Source organism: Vibrio sp. 10N.239.311.G01 (assembly GCF_041465805.1).
GTDB lineage: Bacteria > Pseudomonadota > Gammaproteobacteria > Enterobacterales > Vibrionaceae > Vibrio > Vibrio crassostreae_C.
Genome location: NZ_JBFSRM010000034.1, coordinates 26614 through 46255, shown reverse-complemented (window position 1 = coordinate 46255; position 19642 = coordinate 26614). Strand labels below are relative to the sequence as shown.

General features: G+C 45.2%; 15 protein-coding genes. 12 read left to right on the top strand and 3 right to left on the bottom strand.

The genetic code is table 11. The features are described from left to right. Positions 1–668: 668 nt before the first annotated feature. Positions 669–1847: a tRNA epoxyqueuosine(34) reductase QueG gene (gene queG, locus AB6D06_RS20390; RefSeq protein WP_017059922.1), complete on the bottom strand. Its 1179-nt coding sequence runs from the start codon at positions 1845–1847 to the stop codon at positions 669–671. Positions 1848–2087: 240 nt separating this feature from the next. Between queG and tsaE the strand changes: the two genes are divergently transcribed. The 8 genes from tsaE to hflC all read left to right on the top strand — a co-directional run bounded on the left by tsaE (position 2088) and on the right by hflC (position 11628). Then, entirely contained in the window at positions 2088–2552 is a 465-nt protein-coding gene (gene tsaE, locus AB6D06_RS20385) for a tRNA (adenosine(37)-N6)-threonylcarbamoyltransferase complex ATPase subunit type 1 TsaE (protein ID WP_017059923.1), read from the top strand. After that, entirely contained in the window at positions 2546–4261 is a 1716-nt protein-coding gene (locus AB6D06_RS20380) for an N-acetylmuramoyl-L-alanine amidase (RefSeq protein WP_372101217.1), read from the top strand. Before tsaE ends, AB6D06_RS20380 begins: the two co-directional genes overlap by 7 nt. A gap of 102 nt (positions 4262–4363) precedes the next feature. Further along, the gene (gene mutL, locus AB6D06_RS20375) at positions 4364–6580 is read left to right on the top strand and encodes a DNA mismatch repair endonuclease MutL (RefSeq protein WP_372101215.1); all 2217 of its coding nucleotides are present in this window, start codon (positions 4364–4366) and stop codon (positions 6578–6580) included. Positions 6581–6677: 97 nt separating this feature from the next. Then, the gene (gene miaA, locus AB6D06_RS20370; RefSeq protein ID WP_372089619.1) at positions 6678–7610 is read left to right on the top strand and encodes a tRNA (adenosine(37)-N6)-dimethylallyltransferase MiaA; all 933 of its coding nucleotides are present in this window, start codon (positions 6678–6680) and stop codon (positions 7608–7610) included. Between the two features lie 192 nt (positions 7611–7802). Beyond that, on the top strand, positions 7803–8066 hold the full coding sequence (hfq, locus tag AB6D06_RS20365; protein ID WP_017059927.1) for an RNA chaperone Hfq: 264 nt from the start codon (positions 7803–7805) through the stop codon (positions 8064–8066). A 44-nt stretch (positions 8067–8110) separates the two neighbouring features. Then, on the top strand, positions 8111–9418 hold the full coding sequence (gene hflX, locus AB6D06_RS20360; protein ID WP_372101213.1) for a ribosome rescue GTPase HflX: 1308 nt from the start codon (positions 8111–8113) through the stop codon (positions 9416–9418). Positions 9419–9445: 27 nt separating this feature from the next. Continuing rightward, the gene (gene hflK, locus AB6D06_RS20355; RefSeq protein WP_372111627.1) at positions 9446–10648 is read left to right on the top strand and encodes an FtsH protease activity modulator HflK; all 1203 of its coding nucleotides are present in this window, start codon (positions 9446–9448) and stop codon (positions 10646–10648) included. Between the two features lie 2 nt (positions 10649–10650). After that, positions 10651–11628 carry a protease modulator HflC gene (gene hflC, locus AB6D06_RS20350; RefSeq protein WP_017059930.1) on the top strand — a complete coding sequence of 326 codons (978 nt, stop codon included), beginning with the start codon at positions 10651–10653 and terminating at the stop codon, positions 11626–11628. Positions 11629–11818: 190 nt separating this feature from the next. Here the strand turns inward: hflC and AB6D06_RS20345 are convergent, their stop codons facing one another. Beyond that, positions 11819–12007, bottom strand: coding sequence for a DUF2065 domain-containing protein (locus AB6D06_RS20345; protein WP_010434105.1), 189 nt, complete (start codon positions 12005–12007; stop codon positions 11819–11821). A gap of 172 nt (positions 12008–12179) precedes the next feature. Here AB6D06_RS20345 and AB6D06_RS20340 point away from each other — a divergent pair, with 172 nt between their 5' ends. Both AB6D06_RS20340 and motX read left to right on the top strand, forming a co-directional pair. Further along, positions 12180–13496: an adenylosuccinate synthase gene (locus tag AB6D06_RS20340; RefSeq protein WP_010434108.1), complete on the top strand. Its 1317-nt coding sequence runs from the start codon at positions 12180–12182 to the stop codon at positions 13494–13496. Positions 13497–13794: 298 nt separating this feature from the next. Beyond that, the gene (gene motX, locus AB6D06_RS20335) at positions 13795–14430 is read left to right on the top strand and encodes a flagellar protein MotX (protein ID WP_017063177.1); all 636 of its coding nucleotides are present in this window, start codon (positions 13795–13797) and stop codon (positions 14428–14430) included. Between the two features lie 128 nt (positions 14431–14558). Here motX and AB6D06_RS20330 read toward each other — a convergent pair whose 3' ends face one another. After that, positions 14559–15968, bottom strand: a complete 1410-nt coding sequence (locus AB6D06_RS20330) for an amidohydrolase (RefSeq protein ID WP_017063178.1) — start codon at positions 15966–15968, stop codon at positions 14559–14561. A gap of 247 nt (positions 15969–16215) precedes the next feature. Between AB6D06_RS20330 and rnr the strand changes: the two genes are divergently transcribed. Next, entirely contained in the window at positions 16216–18717 is a 2502-nt protein-coding gene (rnr, locus tag AB6D06_RS20325; protein ID WP_017063179.1) for a ribonuclease R, read from the top strand. A 177-nt stretch (positions 18718–18894) separates the two neighbouring features. Beyond that, positions 18895–19635: a 23S rRNA (guanosine(2251)-2'-O)-methyltransferase RlmB gene (gene rlmB, locus AB6D06_RS20320; protein ID WP_017063180.1), complete on the top strand. Its 741-nt coding sequence runs from the start codon at positions 18895–18897 to the stop codon at positions 19633–19635. Positions 19636–19642 lie beyond the last annotated feature (7 nt).

Here is a 19642-nt window from a genome sequence, read left to right as displayed (position 1 = left end):
GAGCGCAACCTTGCCAAGGTTGAGGTCATCGGTTCGAACCCGATGTATCGCTCCAGCTTTCTTCTAAAAAAGCTAATAAGTACTTTAAACCTCTGTGTTTAAAGGCGACCACAAAGGTCACGCTCTTTCTTTAATGCTGCGAAGCATAATCCCCCCAAAAAAGCAAATAATCCTCCATCATGGTGGATATTTTTTTGTCTTAAATTTTTCTTAGCAACTGGAATGCTAGTAAATATCAGGTCTCTGAAGCAGACACTTGAGGTTTTTCACATCTATAAACAGACTTATCCACAAAATGTTAGGTGTGGATAACTTGGTTGATAAAGTTGTTTCAGGCTTAATTCTTTACCTATCCCTAAAAGATCTTTCTTGTTTTCAATATATTAGATGAATTGCAGCGTTCGTAACTTGTTGTTTTTTATCAAGTTGGATGCCTATCTTGGATTTAATAAAAGATCGTTAACTTGTTGTTTTTTGATCTTAATCATTTATCGGTACTGTGTTTAACTTTGCTCGGGTGTCGGAAGTTTACGAGAGTTCTGAATTTTTTCCACATTGTTAGAATTGAGAACAAGGTCAAACATTGTTCTAAAATTATGTGCAACGAGTTGTCTTAAATATTGGACTATCGATGTGGGTGTCGCTGTCAATCGTTGATACCAAAAGGGCTAGGCGTCTCTTGGTAGTCCTTTCTCTACTATACGTATCAGCCGGTGCTTTTTGGTGGAGATTTTGCTGTTACTTTTTTGCACACAGCTATTTTTCTGCGTAGAGCTATCTTCTTGCACACTGCTAGCGTTGGGTAACTGCTGTAGTTGTTTATTCAAAGCCCACTCAATATGCACATCAAGCATTTCGTTTTTGCCTTGATGAGACTCCAGGGTTTCAATAATGCGTTGTTGAAATGGTGCATTGCCCATCGCAACAAAGATATTGCGTAACCACTGGGTGTGGCCGATACGTCTGATTGCTGAGCCTTCCATTTTCTTTAGGAAGGTTGCTTCGTCCCAACTTGAAAGTGAAACCAGATCGGCTTCTTGGAAATCTTCTCTGCGGTGAAAGTCGGTTTGCTCTGTGAGTTCGGCATGACGATTCCACGGGCAAACTAACTGACAATCATCGCAACCGTAGATACGGTTACCAATGGCATCTCTATACTCTTCAGGGATCACACCATCATATTCAATGGTTAAGTACGAAATACATTTGCGCGCATCAACCACGCCATCAGCAATAATGGCACCCGTTGGGCAAGAAGTGATACATGCGGTGCATTTGCCGCACTCATCAACACTGGGTTCATCCGTGGGAAGAGGGATGTTAACTAACAGCTCCCCTAGAAAGAACCAAGAGCCAGCGTCTTTATCAAGAATTAATGAGTGTTTACCTGTCCAGCCCAACCCTGCTTTTTGAGCGAGTGGTCTTTCCAAAATGGGCGCTGAATCGACGAAAGGGCGTGAGTCTAAACCCTCGACCTCTTTTTCAATTCTTTGTCCTAGCTTTTTCAACTGGTTACGGAACAATTTGTGATAGTCGCGGCCTAAAGAATAGCGGCTGATGTAGCCTTGAGTGGTATCGCTTAGGTTAGAGGCGAACTGAGCTTCTGGTGGTAGGTAGTTCATTCGAGCGCTGATCACTCGAATTGTGCCTGGGTGAAGTTCATCAGGACGTGCACGCATCATCCCATGTCGAGCCATCCAATCCATTTCGCCGTGGTTGCCAGCATCTAGCCATGCTTGAAGAGGGGCTTCGTGTTCACTTAAATCAACATCGCAGATGCCAACTTTTTGAAAGCCCAGCTCTTTTCCCCAGATTTTAATTTTTTCAGCAAGATGGTCTAGATTCATGGCTTATTTCTTATTTTCTCTGTTTTACAATTAGAGATAAGGCTAATTAAAATTAGGTTCGGCAAAAATGGGGGCGGATCTTAACGGATCTTAGTGGTGTTGACCAGAACAGACGCGTTTTGAGCAGTATTTTTCATAGAACTTACACTTGAGTGCTTGTCTCCCAAAAGCATCACGGTTTACTATTCTTGTTCTTTTGATTTTTATATAGTCAACGATCGATTTTTAGAGAACGTATTCATGAGCACGAAACAATTTACTTTGAAAGATGAACAAGCAACGATTCAATTAGGAACGGAGCTTTCGAATCTTTGCTCACAGCAGACGACTATTTATCTGCATGGTGATCTTGGCGCAGGTAAAACGACTTTCAGTCGTGGCTTTGTAAAAGCACTTGGCCATCAAGGAAATGTAAAGAGCCCAACGTATACTCTAGTTGAACCTTATCAACTTGCAGATTGGCAGGTGTACCACTTTGACCTTTATCGCCTAGCCGATCCTGAAGAGTTAGAGTTTATGGGAATTCGTGACTACTTTACTCCGGATGCTATCTGTTTGGTTGAATGGCCTGAGAAAGGTTATGGGATGCTACCAGAAGCCGATTTGGATATTGATATTCGTTACCAAGACGATCACCGTGTTGTTTCTTTAACCGCTAATAGTGAATACGGACAGCGCTTACTTAGTCAGTTGGAGTTATGTTGATTTCTAAACGCCTTATTTCAACAGTGGCCATGATGGCTGCTGTTTTTTCTATACTGTTTTCTTCACTTGTTTCTGCAAACTCACTGAAAAGTTTAAGGGTTTGGCCTTCTCCAGAAGAAACTCGTGTGGTTATCGACTTAAAATCAGAAGCGGACTTTAGCTATTTCACCCTGAGTAGCCCGAGTCGCTTAGTGGTTGATTTAAAAAATACCAGTCTTGCGACTAAGTTACCGGTCGAGGTGAAAGACAGCCCTGTTCTATCTAAGATTCGTAAGAGCTCACCGCCAGACAAAAACACCTATCGCTTGGTTTTTGAGTTAAAGAAGTCGTCTAAAGCAGAATTATTCAAACTGAGCCCGACCCCAGGTGGTCAGTATGGACACCGTTTGGTGATCGACTTACCTCATGGTGCGGCAAGTAAAGCGACATCGACACCGAGTAAGCCAACGGTAAGTAAGACCATTAATCAGGTTAAGCGCCAGAAAGATATTCTAATTGTGATTGATCCTGGCCACGGTGGTGAAGACCCAGGTTCGATTGGTCCTACGCGTAAATACGAAAAAAACGCGACTCTGAGTATTTCTAAGAAGTTAGCAGCTCAACTGAATGCGGTCCCGGGGATCAAAACTCGTATGACTCGTAATGCTGATTACTTTGTGAACCTGAATCGACGTGTTGCGATTGCTCGAGAGAATGAAGCTCACCTGTTGATCTCTATTCACGCCGACGCCTTTACGACGCCTCAACCAAGAGGTGGTTCAGTGTTTGTATTGAACACTCGACGCGCAAATACAGAGATCTCTCGTTGGATTGAGAATAAAGAGAAACAGTCTGAATTGCTTGGTGGTAGCGGTGCAGCGTTCACAAGCAATATTGATGATAAGAACGTAAACCAAACCCTGCTTGATTTGCAGTTTAGCCACTCTCAAAAAGAGGGCTACAAACTGGCAACGGCAATTCTGTCTGAAATGGGTAAGGTTGCGAAACTGCACAATAGCAAGCCGATTAACACCAGCTTAGCAGTATTACGTTCACCACAGATCCCATCAGTACTGGTAGAGACAGGTTTTATTTCGAATCCGACGGAAGAGAAGCTTCTTTTCCAACGTTCGCACCAAGATAAATTGGCACGAGCAGTGACTAAAGCGGTGGTTAAGTATTTGAAGGCTAACCCGCCTGAAGGGATTATCTTGTCTAACGCAACGTCATCAACGGGCAGCGTGAGCCAACATAAAGTCTCTCGTGGTGAGTCTTTGTCTGTGATTGCGAGCAAGTATGGTACGTCGACACAGACGTTGATGAAGTTCAACAATCTGAAATCGAGCAGCCTAGCAATTGGCCAAGTACTTAAGATTCCAGGCAGTGCTTCAACTTCATCATCAAGCAGTGCGGTTCAAACGAAGACCATCACTCACACGGTTAAGTCTGGAGAGTACCTAGGTAAGATCGCCAGCCGCTATAAAGTGTCGGTGGCTGATATTAAACGTGAGAACCGTTTGAAATCAGAGACGGTGAGAGTAGGCCAAAAGTTACGTATTACGGTTGAAGTTAAAGATGTTCCTCTGCGCAAACACAAAGTTGCAAGAGGTGATTACCTTGGCAAGATAGCTTCGAAATACGGCGTGAGCGTCAACAGCATTCGCCAAGCGAATAAGCTAAGATCTGACAGTCTAGCTATCGGCCAAGTGTTGATTATTCCTCACAAGTAGTCTTGGGAATGCTAAACAGCTTCAGGTATATCAATGATAAAAAATAAGAACTAGTGCAAACGTAGCAGCGTTTCCATCAATGGCAGTAAGGTAGCTATAAATATGACGATCAAAATACTGCCAGCTCGGTTAGCTAACCAAATCGCAGCGGGTGAGGTGGTAGAAAGACCCGCTTCTGTTGTAAAAGAGTTGGTTGAGAACAGTTTGGATTCTGGTGCGACACGTATCGATATTGATATCGAGAAAGGTGGCGCCAAGATGATCCGCGTTCGTGACAATGGTAAAGGCATCGTAAAAGATGAGCTTGCCTTGGCACTGAGTCGTCATGCTACCTCCAAAATCCACACTCTTGATGACCTAGAGGCGATCGTCAGCCTCGGTTTCCGTGGTGAAGCGCTGGCGAGTATTAGCTCGGTTGCGCGCTTGACCATGACTTCACGCCCTGCCACTCAAGATCAAGCTTGGGCAGCACACAGTGAAGGTCGTGATATGCAGGTAAAACTGCAGCCAGCAGCACACCCAATTGGTACTTCGGTTGAGGTGTTGGATCTGTTCTTCAATACACCAGCGCGCCGCAAATTCTTACGCACCGAGAAGACTGAATTCACCCATATTGATGAGTTGCTCAAGCGTATTGCATTAAGTCGCTTTGATGTGACGATCAACCTTCGTCATAACGGCAAGATGATTCGTCAGTACCGCGCTGCCAAGACAGAAGTTCAAGCAGAAAAGCGCATCGCTGCGGTATGTGGCAATCCTTTTGTTCGCCATATGCTTGAGATCGAACTTGAGCACCAAGGCTTAAAACTTCATGGCTGGATCACCACACCTGAAGGGGCCAGACAGCAAAGCGACCTGCAATACTGCTATGTGAATGGTCGTATGATGCGTGACAAGCTGATCAACCATGCGATTCGTCAAAGCTACGAAACCAGCCTGCGTCCAGACCAATTCGCGACGTATGTGTTGTTCATTGAACTCGATCCACATCAGGTGGACGTGAATGTCCACCCTGCAAAACATGAAGTGCGTTTTCATCAAGCGCGCCTTGTGCATGACTTTATTTACCAAGCATTGAGCGATGGTTTAGCGCAGAGCAAGCAGATCGATGCTGCACCAATCAATCAGTCGGCTTTTCATCAGTCAGAAGTGATTCATCATCAGCAAGATAGTACGAGCTCTGCAGTTGATGGTGTTGCAAGTTTCGCTGAGCCAGAAAGCGTAATGCCTAGCAGTTCGGATCAAACCCAAGTTTCGGATAGGGTGCGACACGCTATTGAGCAAACGCCTGCCTACCCGAGAAAAGCAGAATCAGAGCACGCTTTTGATAAGCCTCAACACAGCGTTAATGATGGTGGGCGACATTATGTTTCATCAATTAGCCCAAGCTCATCAACCAGTCCAAGTTCATTAGCTGGCCGAAGCTCGGCTACTAGTGACAGCAGTTTTACCGCTTCCTCTCGCCAAGAGTGGATAGAGTCTCGACCTGAACCTAAAAAAGAGAAAGAGCCACACCAACATCATGGTGAACCCGCGCCATCTAAGCGAGAAGTGAAAGCCTATAAAGAGCTTCTGAAAACGCCTGATTTTGATGATCAAGTTGTACAGCCTTCATCTTCTCAAGAGTATGTGGCACCAGTAGAAACCAGAGACAACTTAGAAAATAAAGAAAATAAAGAAGCTAAGCCTGCTCAACAGAACCCTGTTCATTTAAAGCCAAGAGCAGCAGTGACGGATTTGGGGAAAGCGGTCTCGATTGTGGAACGTCAGTATCTGGTAATGGGCAATAAGAACGGCAGTGTGCTGGTTTCCTTGGCTAAGGCTGAGTTATTGCGTGTTGTTGGTCAGCTTGATACTCGAGGTGGTGCGTTAAAAAGCCAACCACTATTGGTGCCTTTATCGATTAAGCTGGGTAGTGAACTTGTCGAAGTTGCTAAGGCGCTGAGTCAAACTCTGGCATTACTGGGGATTGAGCTTAAGGCGCGAAACAGCGAGGCGGTAATGGTGATGGGCGTGCCTTCTCCTTTAAGGCAGCAAAACTTACAAATTTTGATCCCAGATCTGTTATCTTACGCGGCTTCATTAAACGCTCAGATTGTTGATAAACACTCGGCTAATGTTTCTAACGACCTATTGCCATCATTGGTCAACTGGATCGGGATTCAAACCGCACAAGTAAAAAGCGACTACACTTTATCTGAAGCGGTTCAACTAGTTGGGGAACTAGAACAACTTTGGCATGGTCTACTTCCATTAGATGATCCAGAGTTTGTTAATCCTATCGACTTTTCAGCGACTATAGCCGCGTTTACGGTTTAATTTTTTCGCGACGACCTTTGTCTTTTTAGCTGAATACGTCGCGACACAAAGCCCTTTGCTAAAAAGCGCTAAAACAGAGAAGCAAATACAAAATATCATGACTGAAAAATTACCTTTAGCGTTGTTTTTAATGGGCCCAACGGCGTCAGGAAAAACAGATTTAGCTATCCGCTTACGTCAGAAATACCCTGTAGAGATCATCAGCGTCGATTCGGCATTGATCTACAAAGACATGGATATTGGTACCGCTAAACCGGATGCGGAAGAGCTTGAGCTCGCGCCTCATCGCTTGATTGATATTTTGGATCCAAGCGAAGCGTATTCTGCGGCAGATTTTCGTCGTGATGCGATCAATGAAATGAATAAGATTGTAGCGGAAGGCAAAATCCCGCTACTTGTTGGTGGCACAATGCTGTACTACAAAGCATTGTTGGAAGGTTTATCGCCATTACCAGCAGCGGATCAAGAGATTCGTAAGAAGATTGAAGCGGAATCTATTGAACAGGGTTGGCAGGCATTGCACGATCAATTAAGAGAGATAGATCCCGTATCCGCTGAAAGAATACACCCAAATGATCCACAAAGGCTTTCAAGGGCATTGGAAGTTTACCGAATTTCGGGTAAAACATTAACAGAGCTAACTCAAACGAAAGGCGATAGCCTGCCATTTCGTGTAAAACAATTTGCAATAGCTCCCAAGGAAAGGACTGAACTCCATCGCCGCATTGAGCTGCGTTTCGAGAAGATGATAGAAGCTGGGTTTGAAGATGAAATGAAGGCGTTGTACGCCAGAGAAGATCTTCACCCTGAACTGCCATCGATCCGATGCGTTGGTTATAGGCAGATGTGGGATTATTTAGACGGTAATTGTGATTTAGACGAAGCGGTTTTCCGTGGTGTCTGTGCAACCCGTCAGTTGGCCAAGCGACAAATCACCTGGTTGCGCAGTTGGGATGATTTAACTTGGTTAGATAGCGAAAACATTGATCAAGCGTTAGAAACTCTTTCAGATGCAATAGCATCTGATTAGTATTGCTGTGTATAATGTGATCGCTTTTGCGTGAATATACTCTGGAAAGGATCCGTTATTGAGGCTTTTAAAAATCACAGCCTTTCAATAACAACGGAGTTTTTTTATTCATTTAGCTCAGATGCAAAGGCCGCACCTTTTTGTGCACCACTAGCTAAATAATTACAACAAAATACAAATAAGGAAAATAAAATGGCTAAGGGGCAATCGCTACAAGACCCATTCCTAAATGCACTCCGTCGTGAGCGCATTCCAGTCTCTATCTATCTTGTTAACGGCATTAAGCTGCAAGGTCAGATCGAGTCTTTCGATCAATTCGTGATCTTATTGAAGAACACAGTAAACCAAATGGTTTACAAGCATGCGATTTCTACTGTGGTACCTGCTCGCGCAGTTAGTCACCACAGCGGCGAGCAACGCACGCCATCTGATCGTCCAGAGAAGACTGAAGATTAATCGTTCAATTTGTACAGCTTGCGCTGTAATAAGGAGTTGGTTGCTTGTTTGACCGTTATGAATCCGGCGAGCGAGCCGTACTTGTTCATATCAACTTCACGCAAGAGGGAGAATGGGAAGATCTAAGCGAATGTGAAATGCTGGTCTCCTCAGCGGGGGTAGAAACGCTACAAGTGATTACTGGTAGCCGACAATCCCCACTCCCTAAATACTACGTTGGAGAAGGTAAAGCCCTAGAAATCGCACAAGCTGTTCAGCTGACCGGTGCTGAAATTGTGATTTTTAACCACTCCCTCTCTCCTGCCCAAGAGCGCAACCTCGAGCAATTGTGTAAATGTCGTGTGATTGATCGCACGGGTTTGATCTTAGATATTTTTGCACAACGTGCGCGAACTCATGAAGGTAAGCTACAAGTTGAGCTCGCTCAGCTTCGTCATATCTCTACTCGACTGATTCGTGGTTGGACTCACCTTGAAAGGCAGAAAGGTGGTATTGGTCTTCGTGGTCCAGGTGAAACTCAACTGGAAACCGATCGACGTTTGTTGCGTGACCGTATAAAGGCAATACTACGTCGTTTAGCGAAAGTCGCTAAGCAGCGTGAACAAGGACGACGTGCTCGTAATCGAGCTGAAATCCCAACAATTTCTTTGGTTGGTTATACCAACGCAGGGAAATCAACACTTTTCAATCGCATCACAAGTGCTGGTGTTTATGCGGCAGACCAACTGTTTGCAACCCTAGACCCAACACTACGTAAGATTGATTTGGCAGATGTCGGGCCTGCAATTCTCGCAGATACCGTAGGTTTTATCCGTCATCTACCACACGACTTGGTCGCTGCGTTCAAGGCAACATTACAAGAGACGCAGGAAGCTGACATTTTGTTACATGTTGTTGATGCCAGTGATGACCGTTTTCGTGAGAACATTAAGGCTGTTCATGAAGTATTAGAAGAAATCGATGCTCATGAAGTGCCAACCCTTGTAGTCATGAACAAAATTGACTGCATGGAAGACCAAAAACCTCGAATTGAAAGAGACGAAGAGGGCGCACCTCGCGCTGTTTGGGTTTCTGCAATGGAAGGAGAAGGTATTGAACTGCTGTTTGAAGCTTTAACTGAGCGTTTAGCTAGCCAGATGGTTCAATTCCGGTTGTGTATTCCACATCAACATCAGGGCCGTATTCGCAGCTTATTCTTCGAGATGAAATGTATTCAACAGGAAGAGTATGATGAAAATGGTAACTTGTTGATAGATATCCGAATGCAACAAATAGATTGGTCTAAACTTGAAAAAAGAGAAGGGGCGCTCTTAGGTGACTTTATCGTTACCAAAGAGACTGCTACAGTATAACGTCATATCAAATGATGGAGCTTTCTAATGGCGTGGAATGAGCCTGGAAATAACAACAACGGCGATAATAACGGCCGCGATAATGACCCTTGGGGTAATAAAAATAATCGCGGCGGCCGAGATCAAGGACCGCCAGATCTAGACGAAGTGTTTAATAAACTAAGTCAAAAGTTAGGTGGCAAGTTTGGTAAAAAGGGTGGCAACGGTAACGGGCCATCTATTGGTGGTGGCGGTGCAATTGGCTTTGGTGTCATTGCCGTTATTGCTATTGCTATCTGGTTCTTCGCTGGTTTCTACACCGTTGGCGAAGCAGAAAGAGCAGTAGTACTTCGACTGGGTCAGTTCGACCGTATCGAAGAACCTGGTCTTAACTGGCACCCACGCTTCATCGATGAAATCAGTGATGAGCAACTAGTAAACGTTCAAGCGATTCGTTCTCTACGTGCTGCTGGCACGATGCTAACGAAAGATGAAAACGTTGTGACCGTTGAAATGGGTGTTCAATACCGTGTTTCTGACCCATACAAGTACTTGTATCGTGTAACGAATGCAGACGACAGTTTACGTCAAGCAACCGATTCCGCGCTTCGTGCGGTAATTGGTGACTCACTAATGGATAGTATCCTGACAAGTGGTCGTCAGCAGATTCGTCAAAGCACTCAAGAAACGTTGAACCGTATTATTGATAGCTACGATATGGGTATTCTGATTGTTGATGTGAACTTCCAGTCAGCACGTCCACCTGAGCAAGTGAAAGATGCATTTGATGATGCTATCGCGGCTCGTGAGGATGAAGAGCGTTTCGAGCGTGAAGCTGAAGCTTACCGAAATGACATTCTTCCAAAAGCAACAGGTCGTGCTGAGCGTTTGAAGAAAGAAGCGGTGGGTTACTCAGAGCGCACAGTTAATGGTGCTCTAGGTCAAGTTGCTCAATTCGAGAAACTGCTACCTGAATACCAAGCTGCTCCTGAAGTAACACGTAACCGTATGTACCTAGATACAATGGAAAAAGTGTACTCAAGCACATCGAAAGTCCTGATTGATTCTGAATCAAGCGGTAACTTGCTATACCTACCAATTGATAAGCTAGGCGCACAAGGTGGTTCTCAGTCGGGCTCTCGCCCTACAAAAGCATCATCAACTTACGATCAAATTGAGTTAGAAACTCAAGCGGATCCAAAGCCTAGCACTCAAACTCGTTCAGACAGTTCACGCCAAGGGAGATACTAATAATGCGTAAATTAATGATCCCTGTATTAGTTGTGACGATTGCCCTTCTATTGATGTCAGTGTTTGTGATTCAAGAAGGTGAGCGTGGCATGGTAATTCGTTTTGGTCGAGTTCTCGATGACAACGGCGTATCACGAATCTATGAACCAGGTCTGCACTTTAAACTACCGATGTTTGATCGCGTAAAAGTACTTGATGCTCGTATTCAAACGATGGATGGCCGTTCTGACCGTTTCGTAACATCAGAGAAAAAAGACGTTCTAATTGATACTTACGCAAAATGGCGTATTGCTGATTTTGGACGTTTCTATCTGAGTACCGGTGGCGGTAATATCATGACGGCAGAAGCACTTCTTGAGCGTAAAGTGACAGATGTTCTTCGTTCTGAAATTGGTTCTCGTGAAATTAAGCAGATCGTGTCAGGCCCTCGCAACAAGGACATCCTGCCAGACTCTGCTGATAGCGAAGTCGTCACAACGGTAGCGGCTGCAGAAGCACTAGAAGTTGATGGCGAACGCGATAAGATCATGGAAAACGTTTTGTCTGGAACGGCAGAAAGTGCGATGGCTGATTTAGGTGTTGAAGTTGTTGATTTTCGTATGAAGAAGATTAACCTTCCTGACGAAATCAGTGAATCTATCTACCGCCGTATGCGTGCAGAACGTGAATCGGTTGCTCGTAGACACCGTTCTCAAGGTCGTGAGAAAGCGGAAGTTATCCGTGCTCAAGCTGAGCTAGAAGTGGCAACAGTTCTTGCTGAAGCTGACCGTACAGCTCGAATCACTCGTGGTGATGCGGATGCAGAAGCAGCGAAGATCTACTCTGATGCGTTCAGCAAAGATCCTGAGTTCTACGGCTTCATGCGTTCATTGCAAGCTTATGAGACATCATTTAGCGATAAGAGCGATATTCTAGTATTGGATCCGAAGACAGACTTCTTCCAATACATGAATCAAGCAAGCGGCGCTCCAGCAAAATAAGCTGATGCGTTAGCGAATGCTTAGCTTAATAAGCAAAATACGTTAAAACTTAAAAGGCTCCCATTGTGGGGGCCTTTTTGTTTTCTATGACTTCTTTCAGGAGGAGACATGTTTGTGGATTCACTATTGGGGCGCGAGGGAAGGCGCTTAACAGAGTGGTACTTATAAACAGATTAGTACTTATAGGAACCTAACGGTAGGTCATGAAAGCGATAACGGCGCCAGCGACCACAAGACAGCCTCCAATGCGGCGCAGTTGCGTGTCTGGTTGCTCGCTCAGTTGCGCGACCATGTTTCTCCAGCCATTGGGTGCAATCAAGGGGCCGAGCCCTTCCACAATAAGTACGAGCCCAATAGCGAGCCAAATTGATTGAGACATGGTTCTGCCTTTTGTCTGTAAAAAAGCAATGATATCAGTATCTTTACACATCTGTCCCCAGTTATGGCTGGTTTATTTTTGTACAGCGTTAACGTTTATGAACAAAAAGTGACTGCAAGAAGTGTGATTCAGTGCTAGAATCCATTTTTAATTAGCAACAGAAATTGGAAAGATGGGAAATAACGTAGTCGTTCTAGGCACCCAATGGGGTGATGAAGGTAAAGGTAAAATCGTTGACCTTTTAACTGAAGATGCAAAATACGTGGTTCGCTACCAAGGCGGTCACAATGCAGGTCACACACTTGTAATTGACGGTGAAAAAACCGTTCTTCACTTAATTCCATCAGGCATCCTACGTAATAACGTTAAATGTGTTATTGGTAACGGTGTAGTATTATCGCCTGACGCACTTCTAAAAGAAATGAAGCCTCTTGAAGATCGCGGTATTCCAGTACGTGAACGTCTTTTCATCTCTGAAGCTTGTCCTCTAATTCTTCCGTACCACATTGCAATCGACAACGCGCGTGAAATCGCTCGTGGCGCTAAAGCTATCGGTACAACGGGTCGTGGTATCGGTCCTGCTTATGAAGATAAAGTTGCTCGTCGCGGTCTACGCGTTGGTGACCTTTTCGATAAAGAAGCATTTGCTGAGAAGCTAAAAGAAGTGATGGAATTCCACAACTTCCAACTAGAGCACTTCTACAAAGCTGAAACAGTAAGCTACGAAGAAGTTCTTGAGCAAGCGATGAGCTACGCAGATATGTTAACTGCGATGGTTATCGACGTAACTGACGAACTAGACGCAGCACGTAAGCGCGGCGACAAGATCATGTTCGAAGGTGCTCAAGGTACGCTACTAGATATCGACCACGGTACTTACCCATACGTAACGTCTTCTAACACGACTGCTGGTGGTGTTGCTGCAGGTTCTGGTTTCGGTCCTCGTCACATCGGTTACATCCTTGGTATTACTAAGGCTTACTGTACTCGTGTTGGTTCAGGTCCATTCCCTACTGAGCTATACGATGGCCTTGAGAAGCAAGACCCAGTTGGTAAACACCTAGGCGATGTTGGTCACGAGTTTGGCGCAACAACTGGTCGTCTACGTCGTACTGGTTGGTTCGATGCTGTTGCTATGCGTCGTGCAATCCAAATCAACTCTCTATCTGGTATGTGTCTAACTAAACTAGACGTTCTAGATGGCCTAGAAGAACTAAAAATCTGTACTGGTTACAAGATGAAAGATGGTTCTATCCTAGAAGTTTCTCCAATGGCTGCTGAGTCATTCGAAGAAGCGACGCCAATCTACGAAACAATGCCTGGTTGGTCTGAAAACACATTTGGTGCTAAATCTATCGACGCGCTTCCACAAGCTGCTCTAGATTACATCAAGCGTATCGAAGACCTAACTGGCGTTCCAATTGATATCGTATCAACTGGCCCAGATCGTAACGAAACTATCATCAAGGTTCACCCATACGGCGCATAATGCCTGCTGAGTGATTACCAGGCACGAACAGTGCTTTGATAATAAAATAGTTTTCTAAAAGCCGACTTTATTAAGTCGGCTTTTTAATACCTGCAATTTAGCCGTTCACTCTTTGATGGCGATCTTTTAAGCGTCATCAGGCAAAATATTGCCCATTAGCGGCAAGTTTTGTCTAAAGCCGTCGGGGTTATTGCCGATACAGATATCATGGAAAGTGAAGTTCACCCTGTTTTGTGCGTGTAGAAATCCTCTGCATTCCTCAATAGATAACTTTAGCGACAGATAATAGAGTGCAGGTATGAAGCTACGAATTGTGGCAGCTTCATTAATAATGGCGCTGAGCTCACCCTTGAGTCATGCTAATTTGGCTGATGTGGGAGAGCCCGTTCCAATATATACAGAAGCTGAACTGATTAATTTAATCGAAAATAATCAACATCTAGAGCGAGTGAAAGCTGATAAGTGCCAGTTAGTTGAAGATATCGTTGCTCGTGCAACGCGTATTAGCTTGCCTTCTTATGAGTTTTTATACGGTGATATGTTGGCTTGGGGTGTGTGTGTTCCACAAGATGTAGAGCTTGGCCTTTACTATATGGAAAACGCGGCACATCAAGGTTTACCTGCTGCATTAGAGCAGTTAGGTCGTTATTACTCTCGTGGTACTTTGGTACAACAAGATCAAGAGCGTGCGATTCCGTATCTACGTGAAGCGGCCTCTATGGGCAACTTAAGTGCGAGCATTCACTTAGCGGAACTCTTGTTACGTGACTACGGTAGCCCATTGGATTATGAAGATGCTTACCGTTGGTTGTATAATTCGGTAACCGCAGACCAAAGACAACACAGACGTATCACTGTGCTTCGTAGCGGCCTGGAACAGAGAATGCCAGACAATATTATTGCTCGAGCAAAGCGTCGAGACGTGTTCTGGTAATACCGAGCAAGAAGCCTGTAATGATCCCTGCACTCATTGTTACAGGAAACAAGACTTAAAAAGCCCCGCCTAATTTAGTTAGTGCGGGGCTTTTTACGTTTAGGAGGTCATGCTATTCGATTGCGAGTTTATTGAACAACCTCACCAGACTCAATTACCGTTTCACGAACAACCTTAGTGAAATCGAGTGCTTCTTGGCGGATCTTATCTTCGTCTACCGTTAGCATGTCGCGATCTTGCATGATGATCTTGCCATCAACGATGGAATGACGAACATTGCCTGAGTTAGCTGAGTACACCAGTGCTGAGTATGGGTTGTAGACCGGAACCATATTTGGCGCCTTAGTATCGATCACTATGATGTCAGCCAGTTTGCCTGCTTCAAGAGAGCCGATCTTATCTTCCATGTGCAGCGCTTTTGCTGCGCCCATGGTCGCCATGTCGATCACTTTGATCGGCGGCATCGCAGCACGATCTTTGTTAACTAACTTGTGAACCTTAGCGACTTGGTTGAACTCATCAATGGTGCTCAGTGTGTTACCAGACATTGGGCCATCAGTACCTAAACCGATACGCACGTTCTCGTCATACATCTTAAGGGCAGGTGATACACCTTTTGCTGACTTGATGTTAGCACTCATGTTATGAGCTACACCCATATCCGATTTCTTCACCAGTTCGATATCATGATCGTCAACAAGGATCATGTGTGCACCCACCAAGTTCTTGTTGAGTGCGCCAATGCTGTCCATGTATTGAACCGGGGACAATCCATCAGAACGCTCTGCGATTTTCTCTTCTTCACGGTGTGATTCTGCAAGGTGAATCATTACTGGAACATCTAACTCTAGGGAGAGCTTAGATATTTTCTGCAGGATCTCTGTGGTGTTGGTGTAAGGCGCATGCGGTGCAAACGCTGGTGTGATTCGCGGGTGATCTTTGTATTCTTCAATGAAGTTCAACGCGTACTTAATGCCTTCTTCGGCGTTGGCCGCATCGGCTACAGGGAACTTAATCACCGTTTCACCTAGGATGGCACGCATACCGATCTTATCGACGGTTTTTGCGACTTCATCTTCGAAGTAGTACATGTCGGCGTAAGTGGTCACACCGCCTTTCACCATTTCAACGTTACCTAGGTTGGCACCAATGCGTACCATGTCTCGCGATACTAGCTTCTTCTCTAGCGGAAAGATGTAACGGTGCAGGCGATCTGGCACATCATCGGCTAACGAACGGAAAACTGTCATTGATACATGAGTATGGGTATTGATGAGACCTGGCATAACGATATCGCCATCAACGTCTAACACTTGCTTAGCTTGGTACTGCTTCTCTAGTGAAGCATCACCAACCGCAATGATTTTGTTGTCTTTGACCACAACAGTACCGCTTTCATAAACCGTTTTGTCTTGGTTCATGGTTAGAACCATCGCATCGGTAATCATCAGGTCAGCCTTTTCCATTGCCGAACTTGCGAATGGGAACAGCGCTAGGCTCGCCATAGCTGAAGCCAATAAAGTGCGTTTTAGTTTCATATCATACCCAGAACAGGAGTTGGTAAAGTGCGTGGATAATAGTGTATTTCATTCATGGCGCAAACGTTTGTTTTATCGTTTGCTTGAAATTTTGATGATAATCCACGTCTATGAAGCGATGTTTCACAAAGTGAAGATATGTATCAATCTGAGGTTATTTGAGTGTTTTCTAAAGCATATCTGTAGCTTACCCCTAGCATCAGATATACTAGGGGTATATACCTTCCTTGCTTAAGCAGGCCCGCCTATGTCAAAAAACACACCAACGTCAGAAAATACGACAGCGACAACCACTGTTGATCCTTTTGCCGACCGAGAGTCGAAAAATTACGATAACCCAGTACCAAGCCGAGAGTTCATTATTTCGTTTCTAACAGACGCGAATATTCCGATGAACCGCAACGATCTATTCGAAGCTTTGGGTCTTGCTGGAGAGGAACAATATGAAGGGCTGCGTCGTCGTTTGCGTGCAATGGAGCGTGATGGACAGCTTATCTTTACTCGTCGTCAGTGCTACGCATTGCCTGAGAAGATGGAACTGATCAAAGGCTATGTGATTGGTCATAAAGACGGTCATGGTTGGGTTCGCCCAGACGGCAGTGTGGGTAAAGACAATGATATCGTGCTGCCGCATCATCAGATGAAAACCATCATGCACGGTGATTACGTATTGGTTCAGCCTACTGACAACAGTAAGCGTGGCCGTCGTGAAGGTCGCTTGGTTCGTGTGCTTGAAGAGCGTAAAACGCCACTTGTTGGTCGCTTCTTCCTAGAGTACGGCCATTCTTACGTTGTTGCTGATGATTCGCGTATTAGTCACGACATCCAGATCCCTACTGAGCATAAAGGCGGTGCTCGAATGGGTAATGTGGTTGTGATTGAAATTACGGATCGCGGTGGTCGTTCTCGTAACATGATGGGGAAAGTAACCGAAGTTCTTGGTGAAAACATGGCGCCGGGTATGGAAACGCAGATTGCGATCCGTACTCACCAGATCCCACAAGAGTGGCCTGAAGCGGTAGATAAGCAAATCGAAAACCTAGGTGAGCATGTTCCTGAAGAAGCAAAAGAAGGACGTGTAGACCTGCGTAAACTGCCATTGGTTACCATTGATGGTGAAGATGCGCGTGACTTCGATGATGCGGTTTACTGTGAAGCGAAGAAAGGCGGCGGCTGGCGTCTATGGGTAGCGATTGCTGACGTAAGTTACTACGTTCGCCCAGATACAGCGCTAGACAAAGAAGCGATTAACCGTGGTAACTCGGTATACTTCCCGTCACAAGTCGTGCCAATGCTGCCAGAAGTGCTTTCAAATGGTTTGTGTTCATTGAACCCTCAGGTAGACCGTTTATGTATGGTGTGTGAGATGACTATCTCAGACAAAGGTAAACTGTCAGGCTACAAGCACTACGAAGCGGTAATGAATTCTCATGCTCGTCTTACTTATAACAAAGTAGGCGCGATCTTAGATGGCAATGAAGAATTACGTGAGCGTTACGAACCTGAAGTACCACATCTTGAAGAGCTTCATAAGATGTATAAGGTGCTTAAGAAAACGCGTGACGAACGTGGTGCGATTGAATTTGAAACGGTAGAAACTAAGTTTATCTTCAATGCGGATCGTAAGATTGACCGTATTGAGCCAGTAATTCGTAACGATGCACACAAGATCATCGAAGAATGTATGATTCTTGCGAATATCGCATCGGCATCTTACGTAGAAAAAGCGAAAGAGCCTGCGCTGTACCGTGTTCACGAAACTCCGGGCGAAGAGCGCTTAATGGGCTTCAAGAGCTTTTTAAGTGAATTAGGTTTAACACTGGAAGGTGGTCTGTCGCCATCACCAGTAGACTATGCACAACTGATGCAACAGATTAATGAACGTGAAGATCGTGAATTAATCCAAACCATGCTGCTACGCTCAATGAAGCAAGCGGTATACAACGCGGATAACGCGGGTCACTTTGGTTTAGCTCTTAAACGCTATGCTCACTTTACCTCGCCAATTCGTCGTTACCCAGATTTGCTATTGCACCGTGCGATTAAGTACCTTATTGCGAAAGAAGAAGGTCGTAACAGCGAACGTTGGACGCCAACTGGTGGTTACCACTACACTTTCGATGATATGGACTTCTACGGCGAGCAGTGTTCAATGACTGAACGTCGTGCTGATGACGCAACGCGTGAAGTAAACGACTGGTTGAAGTGTGAATACATGCAAGACCATGTCGGTGAGGTGATGGATGGTGTGATTGCCAACGTGACTGGTTTTGGCTTCTTTGTTCGTCTAACTGAACTGCACATTGATGGCTTGGTACACATCTCAGCGCTAGCGAATGATTACTACCAATTTGATGCTGTTGGTCAGCGTCTAGTGGGTGAAAGCTCAGGTAATATCTACCGCTTGGGTGATTCGGTTAAAGTGAAGGTTTCTGCGGTTAATTTAGAAACTCGCCAAATCGACTTTGACTTAGAAGACACTGATCGTCAGCCGCGTGGCAAAGGCAAAACAGCCAAGAAGCGTGCAGCCGAAGCGATGAAAAAGGCGAAAAGCAAGAAGCGCTCAGCAGTGAAGAGTAATAAGCCAGGTGTATCAGCGAAGCCTATGGTTGAGCCAACTAAGCGACCTGACGGAAGCAGCGAAGGCCCTGCTAAGAAGAAAAAGCCAGCGAATAAAACCGGTGCTGCTAAAGCTCGCGCTAAGAAAAAGCGTGCTGCAAGCCGTAAGCCAAAGGCTGATAACTCTTAAGACTGATAGATCTTAAGGCTAAATAAGGCGCTCTGCTAATCAGGTTTAGCGCCTAACTGATTTAATTTAATGCGAGAGTATCAGGCGTAAGACGCTACTCTCGAAATGAACAACACAGAGAGGGATGCATCGGCATTGATGTCATTCTTCTCTGAGCAATAAGAGTAACTTGAGACAATGAGTAACGAATTTATTTACGGTATTCACGCGGTGAAAGCCGTACTAGAAAAAGATCCTGCACGTTTTATCGAAGCGTATGTATTGAAAGGTCGCCAAGACGAGCGTCTTCTTCCATTACTGAACCAACTGCAACAGTTTGGTGTGTCGATTCAACAGATGGGTCGTAAGCCGTTGGATGAAAAAGCACAAGGTGCGAATCACCAAGGTCTTATTGCTAAGGTGAAGCCTGCTAAGCAGCTTAATGAAACTCACCTAGACGATATCCTAGCGCAGCACGAACAGCCTTTGCTGTTAGTTCTAGACGGCGTAACAGACCCTCATAACCTAGGCGCTTGTCTACGTAACGCGGATGCCGCAGGTGTCGCTGCTGTTATCGTACCTAAAGATCGCTCTTCGCCGTTAACAGCAACGGTAAGCAAGGTTGCGTGTGGCGCAGCTGAAACGGTTCCTCTCGTGCGCGTAACCAACCTAGCTCGCACAATGCGTGCACTGCAAGAGCAGGGCGTATGGTTTGTGGGTACGGCAGGTGAAGCAACGCATGATATCTATCAAGCGAAGCTAACGGGTCCTCTTGCGGTAGTTATGGGTGCAGAAGGTGACGGTATGCGTCGTTTAACTCGTGAAACTTGCGATGATCTGATTAAGATTCCAATGGCAGGTAGCGTATCGAGCTTAAATGTTTCTGTGGCGTCGGGTATTTGCCTGTTCGAAGCGGTAAGACAGCGTTTAGCTCAGTAATGCGTTA

Coding starts and splice junctions, on each gene's coding strand:
- queG (WP_017059922.1), bottom strand. CDS start 1,847: ATGAATCTAGACCATCTTGCTGAAAAAATTAAAATCTGGGGAAAAGAG.
- rlmB (WP_017063180.1), top strand. CDS start 18,895: ATGAGTAACGAATTTATTTACGGTATTCACGCGGTGAAAGCCGTACTA.
- AB6D06_RS20330 (WP_017063178.1), bottom strand. CDS start 15,968: ATGAAACTAAAACGCACTTTATTGGCTTCAGCTATGGCGAGCCTAGCG.
- AB6D06_RS20380 (WP_372101217.1), top strand. CDS start 2,546: ATGTTGATTTCTAAACGCCTTATTTCAACAGTGGCCATGATGGCTGCT.
- hflC (WP_017059930.1), top strand. CDS start 10,651: ATGCGTAAATTAATGATCCCTGTATTAGTTGTGACGATTGCCCTTCTA.
- hfq (WP_017059927.1), top strand. CDS start 7,803: ATGGCTAAGGGGCAATCGCTACAAGACCCATTCCTAAATGCACTCCGT.
- AB6D06_RS20345 (WP_010434105.1), bottom strand. CDS start 12,007: ATGTCTCAATCAATTTGGCTCGCTATTGGGCTCGTACTTATTGTGGAA.
- miaA (WP_372089619.1), top strand. CDS start 6,678: ATGACTGAAAAATTACCTTTAGCGTTGTTTTTAATGGGCCCAACGGCG.
- motX (WP_017063177.1), top strand. CDS start 13,795: ATGAAGCTACGAATTGTGGCAGCTTCATTAATAATGGCGCTGAGCTCA.
- tsaE (WP_017059923.1), top strand. CDS start 2,088: ATGAGCACGAAACAATTTACTTTGAAAGATGAACAAGCAACGATTCAA.
- hflK (WP_372111627.1), top strand. CDS start 9,446: ATGGCGTGGAATGAGCCTGGAAATAACAACAACGGCGATAATAACGGC.
- AB6D06_RS20340 (WP_010434108.1), top strand. CDS start 12,180: ATGGGAAATAACGTAGTCGTTCTAGGCACCCAATGGGGTGATGAAGGT.
- mutL (WP_372101215.1), top strand. CDS start 4,364: ATGACGATCAAAATACTGCCAGCTCGGTTAGCTAACCAAATCGCAGCG.
- rnr (WP_017063179.1), top strand. CDS start 16,216: ATGTCAAAAAACACACCAACGTCAGAAAATACGACAGCGACAACCACT.